13 protein-coding genes are annotated in these 20,713 nt (G+C 72.4%); 8 read left to right on the top strand and 5 right to left on the bottom strand.

Annotated features, from left to right (window positions below):
- The first annotated feature begins 10 nt into the window (after positions 1 to 10).
- Positions 11 to 1,006 (top strand): aromatic amino acid exporter YddG, encoded by a 996-nt coding sequence (yddG, locus tag WME73_RS29865; protein ID WP_437911745.1) that lies wholly within the window; start codon positions 11 to 13, stop codon positions 1,004 to 1,006.
- Between the two features lie 43 nt (positions 1,007 to 1,049).
- On the opposite strand, the gene WME73_RS29860 is transcribed toward yddG, so the two are convergent.
- Positions 1,050 to 2,456 (bottom strand): serine/threonine protein kinase, encoded by a 1,407-nt coding sequence (locus tag WME73_RS29860; protein WP_437739794.1) that lies wholly within the window; start codon positions 2,454 to 2,456, stop codon positions 1,050 to 1,052.
- Positions 2,457 to 2,640: 184 nt separating this feature from the next.
- Between WME73_RS29860 and WME73_RS29855 the strand changes: the two genes are divergently transcribed.
- Entirely contained in the window at positions 2,641 to 3,549 is a 909-nt protein-coding gene (locus WME73_RS29855) for a hypothetical protein (protein ID WP_437911744.1), read from the top strand.
- A gap of 8 nt (positions 3,550 to 3,557) precedes the next feature.
- The gene (locus tag WME73_RS29850; protein ID WP_437911743.1) at positions 3,558 to 7,562 is read left to right on the top strand and encodes a protein kinase domain-containing protein; all 4,005 of its coding nucleotides are present in this window, start codon (positions 3,558 to 3,560) and stop codon (positions 7,560 to 7,562) included.
- A gap of 134 nt (positions 7,563 to 7,696) precedes the next feature.
- Here WME73_RS29850 and WME73_RS29845 read toward each other — a convergent pair whose 3' ends face one another.
- On the bottom strand, positions 7,697 to 9,760 hold the full coding sequence (locus tag WME73_RS29845) for a hypothetical protein (RefSeq protein WP_437739791.1): 2,064 nt from the start codon (positions 9,758 to 9,760) through the stop codon (positions 7,697 to 7,699).
- A 472-nt stretch (positions 9,761 to 10,232) separates the two neighbouring features.
- On the opposite strand from WME73_RS29845, the gene WME73_RS29840 reads away from it, so the two are divergent.
- From WME73_RS29840 to WME73_RS29820, 5 genes are all read left to right on the top strand, one after another.
- Positions 10,233 to 10,940, top strand: a complete 708-nt coding sequence (locus WME73_RS29840; RefSeq protein WP_437739790.1) for an alpha/beta fold hydrolase — start codon at positions 10,233 to 10,235, stop codon at positions 10,938 to 10,940.
- A 117-nt stretch (positions 10,941 to 11,057) separates the two neighbouring features.
- A complete protein-coding gene (locus WME73_RS29835; RefSeq protein WP_437911742.1) occupies positions 11,058 to 12,566 on the top strand; it encodes an NfeD family protein in 1,509 nt (502 codons plus the stop codon).
- Positions 12,563 to 13,036 (top strand): NfeD family protein, encoded by a 474-nt coding sequence (locus WME73_RS29830; protein WP_437739788.1) that lies wholly within the window; start codon positions 12,563 to 12,565, stop codon positions 13,034 to 13,036. Before WME73_RS29835 ends, WME73_RS29830 begins: the two co-directional genes overlap by 4 nt.
- A gap of 50 nt (positions 13,037 to 13,086) precedes the next feature.
- The gene (gene floA, locus WME73_RS29825) at positions 13,087 to 14,079 is read left to right on the top strand and encodes a flotillin-like protein FloA (RefSeq protein ID WP_437911741.1); all 993 of its coding nucleotides are present in this window, start codon (positions 13,087 to 13,089) and stop codon (positions 14,077 to 14,079) included.
- 180 nt (positions 14,080 to 14,259) lie between these two features.
- Complete coding sequence (locus WME73_RS29820; RefSeq protein WP_437911740.1) at positions 14,260 to 15,921, top strand: hypothetical protein; 1,662 nt, start codon at positions 14,260 to 14,262, stop codon at positions 15,919 to 15,921.
- A gap of 202 nt (positions 15,922 to 16,123) precedes the next feature.
- Here WME73_RS29820 and WME73_RS29815 read toward each other — a convergent pair whose 3' ends face one another.
- From WME73_RS29815 to WME73_RS29805, 3 genes are all read right to left on the bottom strand, one after another.
- Positions 16,124 to 17,233, bottom strand: coding sequence for a fatty acid desaturase (locus tag WME73_RS29815; protein WP_437911739.1), 1,110 nt, complete (start codon positions 17,231 to 17,233; stop codon positions 16,124 to 16,126).
- Between the two features lie 620 nt (positions 17,234 to 17,853).
- Entirely contained in the window at positions 17,854 to 18,825 is a 972-nt protein-coding gene (locus WME73_RS29810; protein WP_437911738.1) for an FAD-dependent oxidoreductase, read from the bottom strand.
- A 336-nt stretch (positions 18,826 to 19,161) separates the two neighbouring features.
- Positions 19,162 to 20,496 carry a formylglycine-generating enzyme family protein gene (locus WME73_RS29805; RefSeq protein ID WP_437911737.1) on the bottom strand — a complete coding sequence of 445 codons (1,335 nt, stop codon included), beginning with the start codon at positions 20,494 to 20,496 and terminating at the stop codon, positions 19,162 to 19,164.
- Positions 20,497 to 20,713: the final 217 nt, after the last annotated feature.

The following is a 20,713-nucleotide window of genomic DNA, read 5'->3' as shown; positions in this document are numbered from 1 at the left end:
GCTCGGCGCCATGTCGGACACGACGCACGGCGCCGCCCTAACGGACGCGGCGATGGCAGCGACGCCAGCGGCGCGCCCCTCGCGGCGAGCCGCCACCCTGGCGGGCGTCGCGGCGATCGGGCTCTGGGGCAGCCTCGCCCTGCTCTCGACCTCGGTGCGCAGGTTGCCGCCGCTCCAGGTGCTCTCGTCGACGTTCGCGGTCGCGGCGCTCCTCGGCGCGGCGCGGCTCGCCCGGCGCGGCGGGGGCGGCCTCGGCGCGCTGCGCCAGCCGCTCGGCAGCTGGATCCTCGGCGTGGGCGGGCTGTTCGGTTATCACGCCCTCTATTTCTATGCGCTCTCCGCGGCGCCGCCCGTGCAGGTCAGCATCATCTCGTACCTGTGGCCGCTGCTCATCGTCCTGCTCTCGGCGGCGCTCCCCGGCGGGCGCCTGCGCGGCAGGCACGTGGTTGGGGCGCTGCTCGGGCTCGCGGGCGTCTGGACGCTCGTCGCCGGCGGGGGCACCGTCCGCCTGAGCGCCACACACACGCCCGGTTACCTGGCCGCGCTCGGCTGCGCGCTCCTCTGGTCGACGTACTCGGTGCTCCAGCGCCGCTTCGCCGAGGTCCCTGCCGACGCCATCGCAGGCTCCTGCGCCGCGACGGCCGCCCTGGGCCTGGCCGGGCACCTCGCGTTCGAGCGCACGGTCGTGCCCACGGCCGGAGAGGCGCTCGGCCTGCTCGCGCTCGGGCTCGGCCCCGTGGGGGTCGCGTTCTTCGCGTGGGATCACGCGACGAAGCACGGCGACGTGCCGCAGCTCGGGGTGCTGTCCTACGGCGCGCCGATCCTCTCGACGCTGCTGCTCTGCGTCGCCGGCCACGCCGAGGCGAGCGCCCAGCTGCTCGCCGCCTGCGCCCTCGTGGCTCTAGGCGGCCTCGTGTCGACCGCGCCCGCGGCGAACGTCGGCACCGGCACCCGCGGGCCGTCGACGTTCGCACGCTGGATCACCCGCCCTCGATCGCGGCGCTGACGCGCCCGCGATCGAGGGCGCTCTCTTTCGTTGCGGCTCGTGGCTACGCGCGGCGTGTGGGGGTCGGCTCGTCGTCCAGCAGGCCCACGTTCGCGCTCGGCGTCGCGAACACCCCCTGCACGTCGTCGGCCGGAGCCCAGTGCCCCGCGCACATGAGCGCGCCCCCGGTGATCTCGGGCTGCGGCGAGAGGCGGGCCTGCACGTCGTCCGCGTGCACGCACACGTTGACGTGCACGCGCGGGTCCGCTTCCGGTCGCTGGGCCAGCGCCCGGTGCACGGCGGTCGCGAGCTCGATCGCTGCGCGCCGCTCCCGTAGCTCCCCGGCGGCGTTTGCCGGGAGGAGGCGAACGCCGAGCACCTCGTTGCCGGTGATCGACGCGAGGATGAAGCCTGCGCGCGAGAGCTGCGACTCGGCGATGTCGAGCACCCGACCGATGTCGAAGGTCAGCGCGTCGTCCAGCTCGCCGGCGTCGCCGCGGGTCCGGACCTCCAGGTAGACCGCCACCGCGGGGTGCGTCGGGTCGGGCCCGCTCGGCATGCCCGACGCGGGCCCGCCGATGGCGTCCCTGAGCGCGCGCATCAGCTCCTCGACCGAGCCAAAGCGCCGCTCCCGCCGCTTCTCCATGCACCGCAGCACCACCGCGTCGAGCTCGATGGGCAGCGGGACCCGCAGGCTCGGGGGCAGCGGCTGCTCCTCCAGGTGCTTCCGCACCATCTCGTCCATGTCGTGTGTGTGGAACGGCAACCGGCCCACCAGCATACGATGAAGGAGGACGCCAAGCGCATAGACGTCCACCCGCGCATCGATAGGACCGCCGAGGATCTGCTCTGGAGCCATGATGGATGGTGTCCCGGGCATACGTCCGGCGGTGGTGAGCCATGTCGACCCCTCCTCGGGCGCCATCATCTTTGCGATACCGAAATCGAGCAGCTTCACGGTACGTGGCGGGCTCGAGCAGATGAAGATGTTGCTCGCCTTCACATCCCTGTGAACGATGCCCGCTGTGTGCGCGGCTGCTAGCGCTGCGCACACAGGTTCCATCAGCTCCAGGGTCTCGCGTGGCGTGAGCCGTGTCTGGGACCGGATCAGCGCGTCGAGCGTCTGGCCCTCGAGGCGCTCCATGACATAGAATGGCTGATAGTTGTTCAGCTCACCAACTCCGTAGATTTCCACAATATTGGGGTGGGATATCGACCGCAGCACCTCGATCTCGCGTGCGAACCGATCGACCACGCGGCGAGAGTGGGCCACCGCCTCGCTCAGCACCTTGACCGCGGCGGGTCTGCCCGATTGGACGTGCCTCGCTCCGTAGACCACACCGCAGCCGCCACGCGCGATGAATCCTTCGAGGATGTACTCGCCCGCCAGGGTGCCCGGCGGGAACTCGCCGCGCGCGGTCGACCTCTCGAAATCCGAAAACGGCCTGGTCTCGTCTTCTTCGTCGCTCATCTGCTCCTCCGCGCCGTGCGTCGCGATGCGTCGCGGTGCGTTACAGCCCTGCTGCCAGCGAGCGCTCTGGATCGAACGCATCCTTTACTAAAGCGCTATGCAGAAGCATTTCGAAATGGTAACTTAAACTTTGCGGCTACTCGACCTTAAACGCCAAATCGCGGCGATGAAAAGGGGGACCGTCATGGTTCTTTGCTGTGCACGAAGTGTCGCGGTCTTCGCATTACCTCTGCTTACCGCTGCCTGCATCGGAGCCGAGATCGACGAGCAGGCGGAGGAGCTCGTCGGGGAGGCCGAGAGCGAGCTCATGACCGAGAACGGGCTGTTCCCGAACGCGCTGTTCCCGAACGCGCTGTTCCCGAACGGGCTGTTTCCGAACGGGCTGAACCCAAGCTGGCTGATCCCGAAAAAGCTGACCCCGAGTGGCCCGAATGGGCTGACCACGAGCGCGCTGGCGGCCATCCAGGATCCGGGAACGACCGGCACCCTGTCGAGGGATCTCCTGCGCTACATCGTGAGCTGTTCGCTGCGCCCCGACCAGACGTTCTCGTTCTCATGGACCGACAGCAGCGGGGTCGCCCACACGGAGGTGTACCGCGGCGACCTCGGCTACGCGCACTGGTGGGCAACCAGCCCCATTGGTAACGATACATATGTCCAGCATCAGATCTCGGCCTGCGTCGCCGCGCGGGTAAACTGGTACGGCGTCTCGGTGAGCGTCTCCCTGCGCAACAACGAGATGGCGTCGACCGCGGCGGAGCGCGCGGCCTATCCGGTGCGAGAGGGCGCGTTCTGGGGCAACCTGTTCGCCGCGACGCCCTATGTGGGGGCCTGCTACGATTCGGTGGGCTACGTTCGTGCGCGCCAGGTGAAACGCGACTGCGCGGCCGGCCACGTCGAGACCAACCCGACGACCGGGGAGGTCACTTGGCAGCAGTGTGGCTCCATGGTCATCTGGGGCTCATGCAATGCCCTGTGCAACGGGACGGACGCCACGGCCGGCTACTTCAGGGGGTGTGTCACGAACTACCCAGTCAACCCCTATGTGCGCACGGACCAGGTGGTTACCACGTTTTTGACGGCCGGCCCCTAGGAGCGTGAATGGGCTCGGAAGCCCTGCGAGACGAGGAGCCGGAACGCGCGACCCGGGAAGCGGGGCGCTGTCTGGCCTGTGGGCGGCGGAACCAGGGCGCGTGCCCCGAGTGCGCTCAGTCCGCTCGGCCGCCGTCTGGCCAGTCGTCGATTCCTCCGGAGATCACGGAGGTCGTCCCCGTCGCTTTGCCTCGTTTCCCCGGCTACTGGACCCGCAGGACGCTGGGGCAGGGCGGCTTCGGCCTCGTCTTCGAGGCCGAGCCGGAGGGCGGTGGCGCGCGCGTGGCCATCAAGCTCGCGCGCGCCGATCGCCGCGGCACAGGCCAGCGCCTCCGGGATGAGGTCGAGGCGCTCTCGGCCATCGGTGCCCCCCACGTGCCGGCCGTGCACGCGTGGGGGGCGCTGGACGACGGCTCGCCTTACGCGGTGATCGAGCACATCGCCGCGCCCACGCTCGCCTCCCGTCTCGCGACGCGCCCTGCGCCGCAGATCGAGGAGGCCGCTCGGCTCGGGCTCGCCACGCTCGCGACCCTCGAGGCCGTGCACGCGCGCGGCTACGTGCACTGCGACCTCAAGCCCGAGAACATCCTCGTCGATGAGGCGAAGGCGACGCTCATCGACCTCGGCATCGCCCGCGTCGTGGGGTGGCGCTACGACGGGCAGGACGAGGACCTCGCCGTGGGGACGGCCGAGTACATGGCGCCGGAGCAGTCGGCCGGGTGGCCCGATCTCGACGCGCGCGCCGACATCTACGCGATGGGCGTCATCCTGTACGAGCTCTTCGCGGGCCGGCCCCCGTTCTGGGGGCCGCGCGCGGCGGTGCTGGAGGACCATCGGAGCCGCAGACCGCCGCGCCTGTCGGCCAGCGCGGCCGTGCCGCGGGCGGTCGAAGAGGTGGTGCACCGCTGCCTGGCCAAGGAACGGAGCGAGCGGTTCGCGAGCGCGAGCGAGCTCCGCGTGGCGCTGGAGCGCGCGCTCCGGGACGAGGTCGCAGCGAGCGCGCCGGAGGGGTCGCGCTCCGCGGCCGGCATCGAGCGCCGCGTGATGGGGCTCCTGTTCTTCGAGAGCGCGGCCGATCGCATCGCGGTGCAGCGCAGGCTCCTGGCGCTCGGCGGCGAGCTCGCGCACGCCTCCGGCGCTCGTTACGTCGGCGTCTTCGGCCAGGAGGGGACGGCGAGCCCCGCGCGCCGCGCGCAGCGGGCGGCCGACGAGCTCCTGCGACGCGGGCTGTGCACGCGGGTCCTCATCGATCTCGCGCCTGTGTCGATCCAGGCGCGCCCGGATGGGACGCGGCGGTTCCTGAGCCCGCTCTTCTCGCGCGCCGAGCGGTGGCCGTCCGCCGCCGGGCCGCTGGGGCCTTTCCTCACGCCCGAGGCGTCGGCCGCGCTCCCCGAGCCGTCGCACGCCGCAGCGGGCGACGAGCTCCCGCCGGGCATCGAGGATCAGTCGCGGGACGCGACGCGCCCCGGCGGGTTCGTCGGCCGTCGCGACCTCCTCGAGCAGCTCACGCAGAGCGCCGAGGAGGCGCTCTGCATGAAGAAGCCCACGGTCGTCTCGGTGACGGGCGGGCCCGGCCACGGGAAGAGCCGCCTCTTCGTCGAGCTCGGCAAGCAGCTCCGGGAGCGCCTGCCGCACGCCCGGATCATCGAGCTGCGCGGGCAGGAGCCCACGAGTGGCGCCTCGGACGCGACGCTCCACGAGCTCGTGCGCAAGGCGCTCTGCGTGCCGGAGCAGCCACCGGAGAGCGGCGTCCGCGGGGCGCTCACGGAGTCGCTCGGTGCCGTGCTCGGCGAGGAGCTCCGCTTGGGGCTGGCGATGGCGCTCGGATGGGTGGACGAGCAGACGGGCGTCGACATCTTCCCAGAGCTCGAGGCGCTCCGGGCCGCGCCCGGCGCGCTTCGCTCGGCGCGCGTGCGGGCGGCGGGCGAGTGCCTGCGCCAGTGCGCGTCCGCGTCGCCCGTGATCATCCTCCTCGACGACGCGCACTTCGCCCACGACGCGATGCTCGCTGCGCTCGAGTACGCGGCGCTCGCGGACGAGGCCACGCCGCTGTGGATCTGCGCGATGGGGCGCCCGGCGTTCGCCGAGGCGCACCCCTCCTGGGGAGAGCGCGCCGCACGACACGAGGCCCTGCGGCTCGATCCGCTGGACGACGAGAGCGCGCGGGCGCTGTGCAGGCGGCTGCTCCTGCCCGCGCGGGACGTGCCGGAGCCCGCGATCGATCGCCTGCTCGAGCGCTCGCAGCGGGTGCCGCTCCTGCTCGTGGAGCTCGTGCACGGGCTCAAGCGCGAGGGGATCCTGCGCCGTCACCGGCGGGGCGACGCGTGGTACCTGGCGACCGACGAGCTCGAGCGCCTCCCTGTGCTGCCGTCGCTCGATCCGCTGGCACAGGCGGAGATCGCGGCGCTCGGGCCGGCGCTCGGGGCGCACGCGCGGCTCGTCTCACTGCTTGGCGCAGAGGTGTCGATCGACGAGATAGCGGGCGTGCTGCGCCAGCTGGATCTCCGCGGCGACGGCGCGGCCTTCCCGCTCGATGCGCGCGTCGGGACCGAGCGGTTGTTGAAGGTGGGCGTGCTGGTCGGTGATCGGAAGGACCGGCTGCGCTTCCGGCACGCGCTGGTGCGGGAGGCGGTCGCGCAGGATGTCGCCGAGGCGGAGCGGCGGCGGATCCACCTGGCCGCATACGAGCACCACCGCGAGGCGGCCCACGAGGGCCGGGAGCAGCGGCGGCTCAGGATCGCGCACCACGCGGCCGAGGCGGGGCTGGCGACGGTCGCGGAGGACGCCTACCTGGAGCTCGCCGAGCGGGCACGGGCGCGGCACGCCTACGTGGAGGCGGAGCTCTACTACAGCCGGGCGCTCGCGCAGCCTGTCGAGGCGCTTGGGGTGCGGCGGAGGAAGGCGTACCGGGGCCGGGGGCTGATGCGCTACCGGCTGGGCCGCTACCACGACGCGCTCGGGGATCTCGATCGCGGGCGCGCGATGGCGGTCGAGGAGGGCGACGTGATCGAGCAGATCGATATCCTGCTCGACGAGGCCACGGCGCTCGACTGGATGGACGACTACGGACGATCGAAGCAGCGCGTGGAGGAGGCGAGGGCGCTCGCGCGCGGCGATCTGCCGCCCGCGCTGGCGGCGCGGCTCTCGATGGGGGTGGCGCGCTCGCTGAAGCGTGAGAGCCGGGAGGAGGAGTCGGCGCAGCAGTTCGAGCGCGCGGCGGCGCAGGCAGAGGGGCTGGGCGACGAGGGCTACGAGACGCTCGTGGTGTCGCTGCTCCTGCTGGGCGCCATCTACCCGGGGCTGGGAAAGCTGGACGAGGCGGGCGTCGCGCTGGAGCGGGCGATCCGCATGTGCGAGGAGCGCGGCGATCTCCTGCACCTCGGGCCGGCGATCAACGGCCGGGCGCAGCTCAGAGCCTGCCAGGGGGACAGCGCGGGGATGATCCTGGATCTGTGTCGCCTGATCTCGATCTCGCGCCAGCTGGGCTTGGGGATGCTTGAGCTCGTGGCGGAGTTCAATCTGGGCGAGTACGTCTATCTGATGGGCAATCTGGACATGGCGATGCCGCACGTGGAGCGAGCCGTGTCGCTGGAGCGCCAGCAGCGGGGAGAGGCGCGGCCGTCGATGCAGCTCCTGCTGGCGAGGCTGCTCCTCTACCGGGGTGAAGAGGGCAACGCGCGGGAGATCATCGAAACGATCCGGACTCAGCAGGCGAAGGCCTCGGCGGAAGGGCGCGAGGGCATGGAGATGGCGCCCTCGGAAGAGGTCCAGTGGTCGATGATAGATCTAGCGACGCGGGCGGCGAGCGCCGAGGAGTGGGATGAGCTGGAGGAGCGGTCTGCCCGGTTCTCCGTGGGGCAGGAGCAGATCGAGGTCATCGAGGCGCGCGCGCGGGCCCTCTCGCGGTGTGGCCGCCACGCGGAGGCGGAGGCGGTGATCGAGCGTGCGATCGAGGTAGCCGGGCGGATCCCCAACATGATGCGGGAGCGGCTCGAGCGGCAGCGAGGGAGCTAGCCCGGATGCTCCGTGAGCCGCTCACGCCGACTCGTGACCCACGGATTCAGCACCACGCGTACGAGAAACAGGCCTCCAGGTGGCTCGTTGCTTCGCGCAGCGCTCGCAGAAATTGACGCGATTCATTCGCCGACTCACCGCGGGACAGCCGCCGCGGCGCGGCGCGGTGGGTCCTCGCGGTGGGAGACGCCCGTGACGGCGCCCTTTGCGCCCGGATGCGCAGCGGGATCGCCCGTCGCGTCGAACAGGGCGAGCGCCCTCGAATAATCGAGCGCCGCCCCGGCGGTGTCGCCCCGCTCGCAGCGCAGATCGGCGCGCGCGTGGAGCACCGCGGCCTGGCCCGCGCTGTCCCCGAGCTCCTCGAAGAGCCGCAGCGCATCCTCGTAGTCGCGCTGCGCGCCCGGGAGCGCGCCCCGCTGGCGGCGCAGGTCGCCGCGGGCCTTGAGCGCGGCGGCCTCGCCGCGGCGATCTCCGCTGTCCCGGTACAGCAGGATCGCATTGCCATAGTCGCGCGCCGCGAGCGCCGTCTGCCGCTCTCGCAGGCGCAGGTCGCCGCGGGCCTGCCACGTGCGCGCATGGGTCTGCTCGCACCCGAGCGCCCGGAGGAGATCGGGCTGCGGGAGCACCTCGCGCGCGGCGCGGGCGCGTGAGCTCCCCCCGCGACGTTCATCGCGGCTGCTCGGCGGGGGCGAACGCAGCTGGCTGAGGACGCGCTCCTCCACGCCCTCGAGGATGTAGAGCGCGCGGTCGTAGGCGCGCGCGGCGCCCGCGAGGTCCCCCTCCCTGAAGCACAGATCACCCTGCGCCTTCAGCACGTTGGCCTCGCCCAGGCGATCACGGCAAGCCCTGAGGAGCGTGAGCGCGCACCCGTAGTCGCTCGCCGCCCCCGCCAGCTCGTCCTGGTCGAGCCGGAGGTTGCCGCGCGCGAGCAACCCCATCGCCTCTCCGGCCCGGTCGGACGCCGCCTTGAACAGCGACAGCGACCGCTCATGATCGCGCGAGGCGGCCGCGAGGTCCCCCTGCCGCCGGTGCACGTCGCCGCGGAGCAGGAGCGCCGTCGCCTGGCCACGCCCGTGCATGGCCGCCTCGAACCCGGCGAGCGCTTCGCCGTAGTCCGCCACGGCGGCCTCGAGCGCGCCCTCGGCGAGGCGCCGGTTGCCGCGCGCGAGCAGCTCCTTTGCGCTGCGGAAGACCTCGTCATCGGCCGGCGGCGAGCTCCGCGCCGCCGCGCGCTGCGCGTTCGCGCGCACCGCCTTGCGGAGGACGTCGCGGTGACCCGGGCGGCCGCGCTCGCGAGCGGCCGGCGTCGCGCGGAGCGTCCCGAAGGTGCCGCGCCGCTTGCTCGCGAGCTCGGCGCGACGCGCGCTCTCGAGCGCCGCGAGCGCGCGCTCGCGCAGCTCGGGGAGCGCGTCGCCCGAGAGCCGCGCCGCCTCGTCGAGCAAGCGCTGCTGGAGCTCGGCCGGGAGCCCGAGCTCGACCACCGTGCAGGCGTCGACGAGCGCCCGCGCCAGCACCTCGGCGCCGCGCTCGCCGTCCCGGAACGGCGCGAGGTCGAGGGCCGCGAAGAGCTCGCAGGCGACGCGCCGGCGCGACGCCGCCTCCGGCCGCCCCTCGGCCGCGGCCGTCCAGAAGAGCAGCGCCTGCATCGCGTCCGCCGACCCCCGGTGGAGCGCGTCCCAGCGCCTCGCGTCGGCCGCCGCGTCCTCGCGGGCCGCGGCGCGCACGGGGGGCGTCATCGTGAAGGTCTGCGGGCCCTGCTCGAGCGACACCACCCGCCCATGCACGAGCAGCTGGAGCGGCCGCGCAGCGGAGGGCGCCGGCTTCCCCGCCGCGGCGGCGACCACCTCCAGCGGAATGCCCGCCGCAGGCAGCACGGCGAGCGCATGCACCACCCGGCGCGCCTCCTCGCCGAGCGACTCCAGCGCGTCGCCGAGCACCAGACCCACGATCTCCCCCTCGGGTCCCCCCGGGTCCAGCTGCGCCGCGTTCTTCCGCAAATACGCCTCGACCGACATTCCCGTCCGCCGCAGCGTGGCTGCGGCGATCTCGATCGCGGCCGGCAGATACCCGAGCGCAGCGACGAGCGCATAGGCCCACTGGGCCTCCGCAGCGGGCGGCGCGTCCGTCCCCCATGCACCCTGGGAGAGGACGGACATCGCAGCGGATACGGAGAGCGCCGAGGCGCTGAGCTCGGCCATCTTCCGATCTCCGGACGTGGAGCGGAACCTCAACATATCGCCTCTGTCATTCCAGAAGAGCTGGTTGTCCGAGCAGGCGCCGTCCGGCTCTCGGCCCGCGGCGACATGCCTGCTGGCCCCCAATCAGCCTGGAGATTGATGTCTCGAAGCCTGTGTCGAGGAGCTTAGCGCGGCGCGCGACAGGCTCAACGGCCTTCCAGGTTTTCATGCGATCCCCGCGGCGGATTCGCGGCGAACCAGCCCGCGCTGGCACGCGTCCGGCAACGGCTCGCCGATCATGGGAAAGCGCGTTCGACGAAGCGGAACGACGGGATCCTGCGCCGGACGCTCGCTCCTTGTCGCCGGCTCGTATGTCCCCCGGTCGGGTCGAGGAGAGAAGATCCTGCCCATCTCCGCGGGCCCCGCGGCGAGGCGGGGGGCTCGGGCGGAAGGCCGTGGGCGGGAGATCCGGGTCGGAGACGAGATCCTTTATGTGACCGAGACGGGCACCGGCAAGCCCGCGGTGCTTCTGCCCAGCATGCTGATCGACGGCGCGACCTACCAGCCAGCGGTCGAGGCGATGGCGCGCCACGCGCGGGTGCTCGTCCTGGAGCTGCCCGGCTCGGGCCGCGCCTCGCGGCTCCGCGCGCCGTGGACCCTGGAGCGGTATGCGCGCTGCGTCGCCGAGGCCTTGCGGGCTTTGCGCCTCGAGCGCGTCACGCTGATCGGCCACTCGCTGTCTGGCGCCGTGGCGCTGATCGTCGCGGCGCTGTACCCCGAGCGGCTAACCGGGGTCGTGCTCGTCGATTCCATCGGATTCAACCCGCCGGGCTCGGTCCTTTCGCTCGTCCTCGCGCGCGCGGCCGAGGCGCTGCTGGCGCCTCGCTTCGTCGCGCGGGGGACGCCTGCTCTCCTCCACAACCTGCTCTTCCACGCGCGGAGCGCGCTGAGCCTGCTGCGGATCGCCGCGACCGCGGATCTGAGCGGCCACGCGGCGCGCGTGCGCGTGAGGGCGCTGCTCGCCTGGGGCGCGCGCGATCTCACGGTGCCGATCGGCTCGGCCCTCGCCATCCAACGCTTGATCCCCGACTCGACCCTTGTCGTCTCCTCGAAGGGAAGCCACGACTGGATCGTGGAGCGACCAGCCGAGTTCGCGGACGCGGTGGCGAGGTTCATGGCGTGCAGCGGCGGAGCAGCCTGAGCAGGGGGGTATCGTGGAGCGCCGCCATGCGCTACCCTTGTCGCGGCGGTCTTCGGCGTGAACCTCAGGGAGCATGGCGCGCGGCGCGAGCCGAGCCGCCATAGCAGGGAGCGGGGCTTGACTGGTTTGTGGCGCCTGCTGGAACAGGCCGCGAGGTGGGCGCGGCGCGCGACCCCGCTCCTCGCGCTCCTCGCGACGATGGCGCTGTGCCTCCCCGCCCGCGGCGAGGCGGCGGCGCCCGCCGCGGGCCCGGGCGGCGCGGCCGGAGCCCCCGCGCCGCCGGGTCCGCGGCCGCTCCCGCCGATCCCCGGCGCGGGCAAGGTCACCGTGATCGCGATCTCCGGGACGATCGATCTCGGCCTCTCGCCCTTCCTGGAGCGCGTCGTCGCCGCCCAGGGGGAGGGCGACCTCCTCGTGCTCGACATCAGCACGCTCGGCGGCCGCATCGACGCCGCGCTCGCCATCCGGGACGCGCTGCTCCGGGCGCGCGTCCGCACGGTGTGCTGGGTCAACCCGCGCGCGATCTCGGCCGGAGCGCTCATCTCGCTCGCCTGCGATGTCATCGCGGTCGCCCCCGGCGCCACCCTCGGCGCGGCGACGCCCGTGCAGATCGGCGAGGGCGGCGAGATGAAGCCTGTCGCCGAGAAGGTCGTTTCCTACATGCGGAAGGAGATGCGCGCGACCGCGGAGGCGAAGGGGCGGCGCGGCGACATCGCCGAGGCCATGGTCGACGCCGACGTGGAGGTCCCCGGCCTCGACGAGAAGGGGAAGCTGCTCACGCTGGACGGCGCGCAGGCGCTCGCGTGGGGCGTCGCCGAGGTGCAGGCCGGCACCGAGGCAGATCTCTTCGGCGCCCTGGGCCGCCCCCAGCCGGCGGAGATCATCCGCCCGCGCCCCAGCTTCGCCGAGGAGCTCGCGCGCTTCCTCTCGGATCCCACGCTCTCCGGGGTCCTCATGACCCTCGGGATGCTCGGTATCCTCCTCGAGCTCTATGCGCCGGGCCACGGCGTCCCGCTCGCCGTCGGGCTCTCGTGCCTCGCGCTGTTCTTCTTCGGGCACCACGTCGTGAAGCTCGCCGGCTGGGAGGAGCTCGCGCTCTTCGCCGTCGGCGCGATCCTGATCGCGGTGGAGATCTTGGTCCCGGGGCACATCGTCCCTGGGGTCGCGGGCGCCGCGTGCGTGGCGAGCGCCCTCCTCCTTTCGCTGCTCGATCTCGAGCGCGTGCCGGTCGACGTCGCCTGGCACGCCGGTTGGCTGCCGCGCGCCCTCGCCTCGGTGTGCGGCTCGCTCGCGGCGACGGCGGCGCTCGCCGTGGGCGCCGCCCGCATCGCGCCGAGGACGCGCTTCGGGCGGCGGTTCGTTCTGGACGCGGCGATCCGCGGCGTCGCCGTCGGAGGGCCTCCCGAGGGCTCCGCGGCGCCCGCGTCGCTCGTGGACCGGCTCGGCACGGCCGCGACCGATCTGCGCCCCTCGGGCAAGGTCGCGCTCGACGGCCGCCGCGTGGAGGCGCTCTCGGAGCTCGGCTATGTCGAGGCCGGCGCCCGCGTGCGGGTGATCCGCGCGGAGGGGGGCCGGGTCGTCGTGAGGGCCGTCGCGCGCAGCGCGGACGAGGAGCGCGGAGCGTGACGCCCGCGCTGCTCGTCGTCGCGCTGCTCGTGGCGGGGCTCGTGCTGCTCGCCATCGAGGTGCTGGTCATCCCCGGCGTCGGCCTCGTCGGGCTCCTCGGCGGCGCCGCCGTGCTCGGCGCGGTCGCGCTCGCATGGGCGGCCCTCGGGATCGGCTACGGCCTGCTCGCCCTGGGCGCCGGCGTCTGCGTGACGGGGCTCCTGTTCTGGGCTGTCCCGAGGACGCCGGTGGGCCGCAAGATGGTGCTGCTCGAGACCCAGCGGAGCGGGCGTGGCCCGGACGCGCGGCTCGCCGCGCTGGCCGGCAAGGAGGGCAGGGCGCTCACGCCGCTCCGCCCCGCCGGCACGGTCGAGATCGAGGATCGCGCGGTCGACGTCGTGACCGACGGCCTCTACGTGGAGGCTGGCACGCCTGTGCGGGTCGCGAGCGTGGAGGGGAATCGGGTCGTCGTCGAGCCGCGCAAGCCCTAGAGAGCGCGCGAGAGGCGGCCCTTCACGGACAGGGACGGGTGGAGAGGGATATGGAGATCATCTCGGTCATCGTGATCGGCGGGCTCGTGCTCGTCGCCATCGTCGCGACGCTGTACATGGTGCCGCTCCGGCTGTGGGTCGCCGCGCAGGCGTCGGGCGCCGGAGTCTCGATGCTCACGCTCATCGCGATGCGCCTGCGCCGGGTGCCGCCCGATCAGATCGTCAACGCGCGGATCAGCGCCGTGAAGGCGGGTCTCGAGGGGGTGTCCGTCGACATGCTCGAGGCCCACTACCTGGCCCGCGGCAGGGTGGAGGCGGTCGTCAACGCGCTCATCTCGGCCGGCAAGGCGGGGATGGAGCTCGATTTCTCGCGCGCGGCCGCGATCGATCTCGCCGGCCGCAACGTGCTCGAGGCGGTGGCGATGTCGGTGAACCCGCGCGTCATCGAGACCCCGAAGGTCTCGGCCGTGGCCAAGGACGGTATCCAGCTCCTCGCGATCGCGCGCGTGACCGTGCGCGCCAACATCGAGCGCCTCGTCGGCGGCGCGGGCGAGCAGACGGTGCTGGCCCGCGTCGGCGAGGGCGTCGTCTCGACCATCGGCTCGGCCGACGACTACAAACACGTCCTCGAGAACCCGGATACCATCTCGAAGAACGTGCTCAAGAAGGGCCTCGACGCGGGGACGGCGTTCGAGATCCTGTCCATCGACATCGCCGACGTCGACGTCGGCTCCAACATCGGCGCGAAGCTCCAGACGGAGCAGGCCGAGGCGGACAAGCAGGTGGCGCAGGCCAGGGCGGAGTCGCGCCGCGCGCTGGCGGTCGCGCAGGAGCAGGAGATGAAGGCCAAGACGCAGGAGATGCGGGCGAAGCTCGTCGAGGCGGAGTCGACGATCCCGCTCGCCGTCGCGGAGGCGCTCCGCACGGGCAAGCTCGGCGTCATGGACTACTACAACATGCGCAACGTCATCGCCGACACCGAGATGCGCCAGGGCATCGCCGGCACCACGGGGGGCAAGCCCGATCCCGCCGGGGAGTCGTGAGGTGCCGCCGCGCGACCCACCGAGCCCGCTCCTCGCGTGGCTCGGCCGCCGCGGCGCGCTCGTGCGGCGCTTCGTCCTGGCCGAGGTGCTCGGCCCGCCCCGGGCGCTATCGCCGCGCTCTGCGCGGCCAGAGAGCCGCGCGGTCTGCGAGCCGCTCCCCGACGACGCTGGACGGGCGCCATGCGTGACCTCGACCTCGAGAAATACGTCGGCGCCCTCATCGGAGTGATCTGGGCGATCGTCAAGCTAGCGAGCCTGTACGGGAGCCTGCAAGCCAGGCGCGCCGAGCGCGCTGCGCGTGCCGCCGCGCGGCCCGGCGGCGAGGACGCCCCGCGGAGCGAACCAGCGCTCGTCGACGTCGCGCCGGGGAGCGATGCGGGGCCCGTTGATGTCGCGCCGCCGAGCGCTGCGCCGTGGGCGGGGATGCCGTTCGGCGCCCCGCGCGCGCCCGACGCCGACCGGCTGCGCGTGGTGCTCCTGCGGCTCGCCGAGCTCGAGCAGAGCGCCGCGGCGCTCGGCGACGTGGTGCGTCACGAACGGGCGAACCGGCGCTTCACGGACGTGCTCCTCGGGGCCGTCCCGCACGAGATCGGGAGCCTGCGCGCCGCCGTCGACGCGGGCCTCGCGGCGCGCGAGGCGGAGGCCGCGGCGGACACCATCGAGCTCGTCGTCGGCGAGATCGCGGTGCTCGTGCGGCAGCGCCGCGACCCGTCGCTCCTGCCCGATCTCGGCGACGCGGACGCCCTCGCCGACGCCTGCTACGCCCCCGTGATCGCGTTCGCGCGGGCGGAGGGGCTGCCGCTCCGGAGCGGAGCGCCGGCCACGCAGCTCACGGAGTTCGATCTCGCGATCTGGACGGGCTTCATCCCGACGTCGATCGCGCCCATCTTCCTCCCTGTCGACTTCTTCTCGACCCCGCTGCGCTGGCCGGCGCTCGCGCACGAGATAGGCCACGATTTCCTGGCCTCGGTCGACGGCCTCGAGCCGGCCCTGCGCCGCGAGCTCGGCCTGGGGGGCGAGCGGGTGCGCCCGCTCGCCCCGGACGGCGATCGCATCGGGGCTCCCGCGCTCAGGCGGGTGTTCGGCGTGTGGTTCGAGGAGATCTTCTGTGACGTCTTCGGCACGCTCATGTTCGGCCCCGCCTACGTGCTCACGATGAGCGAGCTGTTCTTCCAGGAAAACGAGCCGTACGCGTCCATCGCCGTCCAGACGGACGTGACCGGCGCGCGTTATGACGAGCACCCTCCGCCGCACCTGCGCGTGCTGATCGGGTGCATGGTCCTCGAGCGGGGCGGGCTCAGCGAGGACGCGCGCGCCCTGCGGGAGGCGTGGGCGCGCCGCCACGCCGAGGTGAGCCTCGATGACCTGCTCTTGCCCGTGAGGGGCGCCTTTCGCCCCGTCCCGCTGGCGCCCTTCGCCACCATGGCCGCGTGGATCGTGGAGCGCCTCTATGCCGGCCCGCTCACCGCCCTGTCCGGCTTCGGTCTGCAGGACATCAGCGGGCTCGACTACGGCCCGCACGAGCGGAAGGAGGCGTCGCGCGCGCGCGACGCGCTGCTCGCCGGCCGGGTCCCCGCCGTCCTCGACGCCCGGGCGCTCCTCGCGGGCGCGGTCCTGGCGGCGCATCGGGCGCCCGCGCAGTCGCTGTCGATCCTCATCAGCGCGCGCGCCGCGATCCCGGCGCTCGGCACGAGCGAGCGACGGCCCGACGCGTTCGGGTCGCGCCTCGACGCGTCCAGCATCGCGCTGGACCGCCGCACCGTGGCGGAGGCGCTGCTCTTCCGAGAGGTCCTGCTGCCGCCGCGAGCGCTTCGCACCCGCCGCCGCGCGCGCCTCTACTAGAGAGAGCGACGGTCACCCGCTTCGGATACGGGCCCACCTCGGCGTTTTCGGTGCTCAGCGCACCGGAGTGCGCTTGCGCGCCGAAAACGCCGATCTGGGCCCGTCTCCTGTGCGGGTGACCGCCGCTCTGCTGCCGCTCTGCTGCCGCTCTGCTTGGTGCAGAGGGGGGCGGATACCGCCGTGGAGCGGGGCGCGGCGCGGATCAGATGGCGTCGAGCTCGGCCGCGCCCTGCGTGGGGTGAGCCGCCTGGATCGTGGGCGCCCGCGGCGCGGCGAGGCTGCCCGCCGCGATCAGGGGCAACGACGCCCGCGGCGGGGGGATGCTCTCCGAGCGGAGCTTCATGAGCTCCTCGCGCTGATGCTTCCACACGGTCCGGTAGCGGAAGAACGGCACGGCCGGGTAGAGGTGGTGGATCAGGTGATACGTCTGCCCGAAGAGCAGGACGTTGAACAGCGCGCTGTCGACCGCGCGGGTCGCGCTGTACCGGTCCTGCGTCGCGGTGATCGCGTGGGGGTAGTGAGGCAGGTAGTCGAAGGCGAACGCGAGGAAGAAGATCGCCAGCCGCGCCGGCAAGATCCAGTAGAGGAGCGCGAGCTGGCCATAGCCGAGCCCGAAGGCCAGCGCCACGAGCGCGAGCATGGCCGCGAGCGACGCGACCGTCTCGATCCGCTCCGCGCGCTTCTGCGCGTGGTAGGAGCGCAAAAATAGATAGTAGTAGTGGAGATCCTGTGTCGCCCAGCGGAGCGGCAGGAGGTACCACGGGCCGCGCCCACTCCAGTAGTCGGGATCCCGGTCCGCCTCGTTCGTGTGTTTGTGATGCTCGAGGTGGAAGTGACGCACCGCCAGGAACGGCGCCATGAGCAGCAGCCCGGACAGCCGCCCGATCACACCGTTCAGCAGCGCGGAGCGCGCCAGCGACCGATGCGACGCCTCGTGCATCGGCGTGAAGGCGGCATACGCGGCGACCGCCGCCGCGAGCACGGCCGGAACGGTCGACACCGAGCCCGCGATGCCCGCGTAGACGGCCGTCGCCCAGAGGGCGTACGACCCGGCGAAGAGCGCCACCGTCGGCCACTCGATCGTCCGGGTCTGCAGCAAGCCGCTGTCGAGCGGCAGGACGCTCCAGAGCGCCGGCCGCCCGGAAGGTCTCCCCGACGGCCTGCCCGAGGGCCGCCCCGACGGCCTGCCCAAGGGCCGCCCCGACGGCCTGCCCGAGGGTCGGCTCGGGCCCTTCTCGTCGTTGTTCCTCGTGAAACTCCAGACGGCTGGCCGCCCCGATGGACGACTGAGTCGGTTCTCGTCGTTGTTCATGGCGCTCAAAACTCCCCGGGGAAGCTTCGGATCTTCACGTTGGTGACAGCGAACGGTGGACACCGGATCAAGCGCAAACGAACGTTCGACCACTCGGGACCGCGTTCCAGGGATGGCACCGAGAGGTCGTCAGGGGTTAGCGACCTCCAGAGCGAGGCCGTCCACGGCCATTCCCTCGGACGAACAGAGGATCGCCATGGGCGGTCCCACTGCGAGAGAAGGCGGGAGACGCTCGCAGACGAGCACGAATCCAATCTAGCAGCCTAGCAACAGGAGCACAACGGGACTTTCGGAGCGTTGCGTTGGGCTTTCTGGTTGGCTGGATTCCAGAAGCAGCGTCGTTTGTTTCGGTTTGCGACGGTTGCGACGGTTGCGTCGGTTGCGTCGGTTACGACGCTTACGACGGTTACGACCGCTGCGACCGTTGCGACCGACGCAACCGTTGCGTCGGTTTGCGATGACGTCGTCCGCCTGCGTCAGCTTGCGTTGGCTCGTAGCCGCGTTCGCGGCGGCGTGGGTTGGCGCCGCTGCCGTTGTCCGAGGAACAGGCCCGGAGCGCCGCGTTGACGCTGACGCTGACATCATGGCACGCGTCAAAACAGTGCGCTCGGCACATTCCGCTAGACATGGCCGTGTGTCGACGCGTTGCCGTCCCGCAGAATTGCGCTCACCTCGTGGGCACAACCCCATGCCAGCGTGTATCCCGAACCGCCGTGGCCGTAGTTGTGGATCACACGGCCTTCTCGCTCGACCCGCACGGTGCTCCGGTAAGGGCGCAGCCCGGCGCGTGAGCCGAGCAAGCGGCCCGGCTTGAGCCCGGCCGCGCGCACCCGCTGGAGCATCGCGTCAGCGAGCTCGGGATCAGGCGTCAACGGGCGATCATCGGGCGACGGGATGAAACAACCGCCAATCACGATCTCGCGACGCCTTGGGATGACATAAACGAGCGCCGACTCGTCCCTTTCATCACCCAGTGCGACATCTGGGGGGATCTCGCCTGGTTCGACGATCGCCACCTGGCCATAGACACCGATGAGCTCGCCGTCGCCGGTGAGCGCGCGCGCCCCGAGCCCGGTGCAATTCACGATGCAGTCGCCCTCGACCTCGGCGAGCGATCGCACGTGCTCGGTGCGCACTGGACAGTCGAGCTGCGCCTCCAGCCAGGGCAGGTGCAACGATGGCTCGATGCGCGGCGCCGTGAATCGCAGGCTGTACGGCGCGCCCAGCGGGTGGGGTCCAGGCTCGAGCGCGAGGTCCGGGGCGCTCGGAGCCCACCACGGCAGGCGCGTGTCGTCCGCCGCCTCGCGCGCGGTCAGGAGATCCACGCCCGCCTCCGGGTGTTCGTTCGCGATGCGCGTGAGTTCATCGAGGCTCCTCGAGGACCACGCGTTGACGCGCTCGGGCGGGTTCGCCAGGAAAGGATGCCACAGCGCCGCCGCGACCGCGGACGTCGTTCGCTCGCCGCGCGCCGCAGCGATCACCTGTACCCGGTGGCCGTCCCGCTGGAGGACGACCGCCGTGGTCAACCCGATCACCCCTGCGCCCACGACGGTGATCTGCTGCCCTTGAGCCTGGCCCCGCGATGACGCCACGATCGCGCGCTCTAGCACGCCGCGTCTCAGCGTCGACATCGCACACCACGCCCGGCGTCGAATCCGGTCTCGTGGACGTCCAGCGACGTCCCGTGATGTCCCGCGACGTCCCGCTGTGTCCCGCGACGCCCCGTGATGTCCCGCGACGTCCCGCTGTGTCCCGCGACGTCCGATCCACAACGGTTTCCGCCCACCTCAGCTACATGCCGAGCAGAGCGGCGGTCTCCCGCACAGGAGACGGGCCCAGATCGGCGTTTCGGCGCGCAAGCGCACTCCGGTGCGCTGAGCACCGAAAACGCCGAGGTGGGCCCGTATCCGAAGCGGGTGACCGTCGCTCTAGATGTCTCGTGCGCAGCGGGCGCCGATGTTGTTGACGCGGTCGATGGGATAACTGAAGTCGCGGTTGCCTGCGCGCACGTCCGTCGCCGGCGCGCGGTAGCTCCCGCCGCGCGTGACCCGCGTCGCGTCGCGATCGCCGTCCACGCGATGCACGCAGTCGATGCACGGCGTGGGGAGCGCATCCCGCCACCAGTCCATCGTCCACTCCCACAGATTCCCGGCCAGATCCGAGTGCCCCCATCGCCCGTCGCCACGCGGCTTCGACCCGACCGGCAGGATGTCGCTCAGCGCGCAAGCCCCCGCGGCGCTCCCATCCCCCGTGCAGTTGTAGGAGGCGCGATCGCCGTCGATCCCGGAGCCCCAGGGGTAAGGTCGATGCTCGTCGCCACCGGCAGCCGCATAGTTCCACTCAGCCTCGGAGGGCAGGCGGCCGCCGTCCCACGCGCAGAACGCGAACGCCTCGAACCAGGTGATGCAATTGATCGGCAGCTCCTCGTTCGACCCGGGGGCGTCGGTCCACGTCCAGAGGCGATCGCCATTGCACTGCAGCGCCGCCCGGAGCCCCGCGGTGTTCGGCGCGAGCCGCGTGTTCCACCCCGCGATCCACCCGCTGCCGTTGACGTGGGGGTGCCGGCCAGCCCCGATGGCCGGCGGGCTCTCCTGCACGCCCTGCCCGGCATCCACGAACGCTCGGAATCGCCCGACCGTGATCTCGTACTTGTCCAGGCGGAAGTCGCTGACGGCCGCGGGGAACGCGTCGTCAGTGCTCGGCGTCCCGTCGTAGCCCCTCAGGAAAGTGCCACAGGGGACCATCCTGTTGCCGCAGCAGCTCGCGTCGCCCGGCCCGCAGCTGTCCCCGGCGCCCGGCCTGCCCCCCGCGCAGCTCGCAGGCATGACCATCACGTCCGTCGATCCGCACGTGTTCGGGCAACCCGGCTCCCCGCACTCGCATTGCATGCCGCCCGCGCACGTCACGCAGTCCCCGGTTCCATCACACTCCGCGCTGCCGTCTGCCCCGCAGGGGGTCCGCGCCGGCCTCGGCCGCTCTGCACACTCCCCCTCGCTGCACACCGCTTCCATGCAGGCGCTCTGCGCTGGCGGGCAGTCCTCCACCGGGTCGACGCAGCTATCCGTCGCACCGCCGCTGCTGCTGCTGCTGCTGGCGCCGCTGGTGGTGGTGGTGGTGGTGTCACTGCTGCTGGCGGTGGCGCTGCTGCCGCCACCGGCCCCGCTTCCACCGCTCCCGACGTCGTGGTCACCAGGGAAATCACGCACCTTCGGGCTGCAACCCGAGACGAGAGAGGTGGCCACGATGAGCGCCAATTTTCTCATGTACGGCATCCTACGCGACCGGGCGCACCCCCGTCGTGGTGGATGCCGTACCGGCCCGGAGCGTTGCAGCGCCCGACCTGCGCCGGGCGCCGAGGCGCGCCGGGTGGCCGGGGCGGTGGCCACCGTTCCACCGACGGCGGCCGCCGCGCTGCGGGCGCTGTGTCCTCGTCCGCGCCTCGTTCGCGCCTCGCCTGCGCGGCTCGGCGGCTGGACGGCG

Origin of the sequence: Sorangium sp. So ce302 (genome assembly GCF_051530145.1) — a bacterium.
Lineage (GTDB): Bacteria > Myxococcota_A > Polyangia > Polyangiales > Polyangiaceae > Sorangium > Sorangium cellulosum_B.
This window is presented reverse-complemented; position numbering and strand designations above follow the sequence as displayed.

Coding starts and splice junctions, on each gene's coding strand:
- floA (WP_437911741.1), top strand. CDS start 13,087: ATGGAGATCATCTCGGTCATCGTGATCGGCGGGCTCGTGCTCGTCGCC.
- WME73_RS29860 (WP_437739794.1), bottom strand. CDS start 2,456: ATGAGCGACGAAGAAGACGAGACCAGGCCGTTTTCGGATTTCGAGAGG.
- WME73_RS29850 (WP_437911743.1), top strand. CDS start 3,558: ATGGGCTCGGAAGCCCTGCGAGACGAGGAGCCGGAACGCGCGACCCGG.
- WME73_RS29855 (WP_437911744.1), top strand. CDS start 2,641: ATGGTTCTTTGCTGTGCACGAAGTGTCGCGGTCTTCGCATTACCTCTG.
- WME73_RS29815 (WP_437911739.1), bottom strand. CDS start 17,233: ATGAACAACGACGAGAACCGACTCAGTCGTCCATCGGGGCGGCCAGCC.
- WME73_RS29820 (WP_437911740.1), top strand. CDS start 14,260: ATGCGTGACCTCGACCTCGAGAAATACGTCGGCGCCCTCATCGGAGTG.
- WME73_RS29845 (WP_437739791.1), bottom strand. CDS start 9,760: ATGGCCGAGCTCAGCGCCTCGGCGCTCTCCGTATCCGCTGCGATGTCC.
- yddG (WP_437911745.1), top strand. CDS start 11: ATGTCGGACACGACGCACGGCGCCGCCCTAACGGACGCGGCGATGGCA.
- WME73_RS29805 (WP_437911737.1), bottom strand. CDS start 20,496: ATGAGAAAATTGGCGCTCATCGTGGCCACCTCTCTCGTCTCGGGTTGC.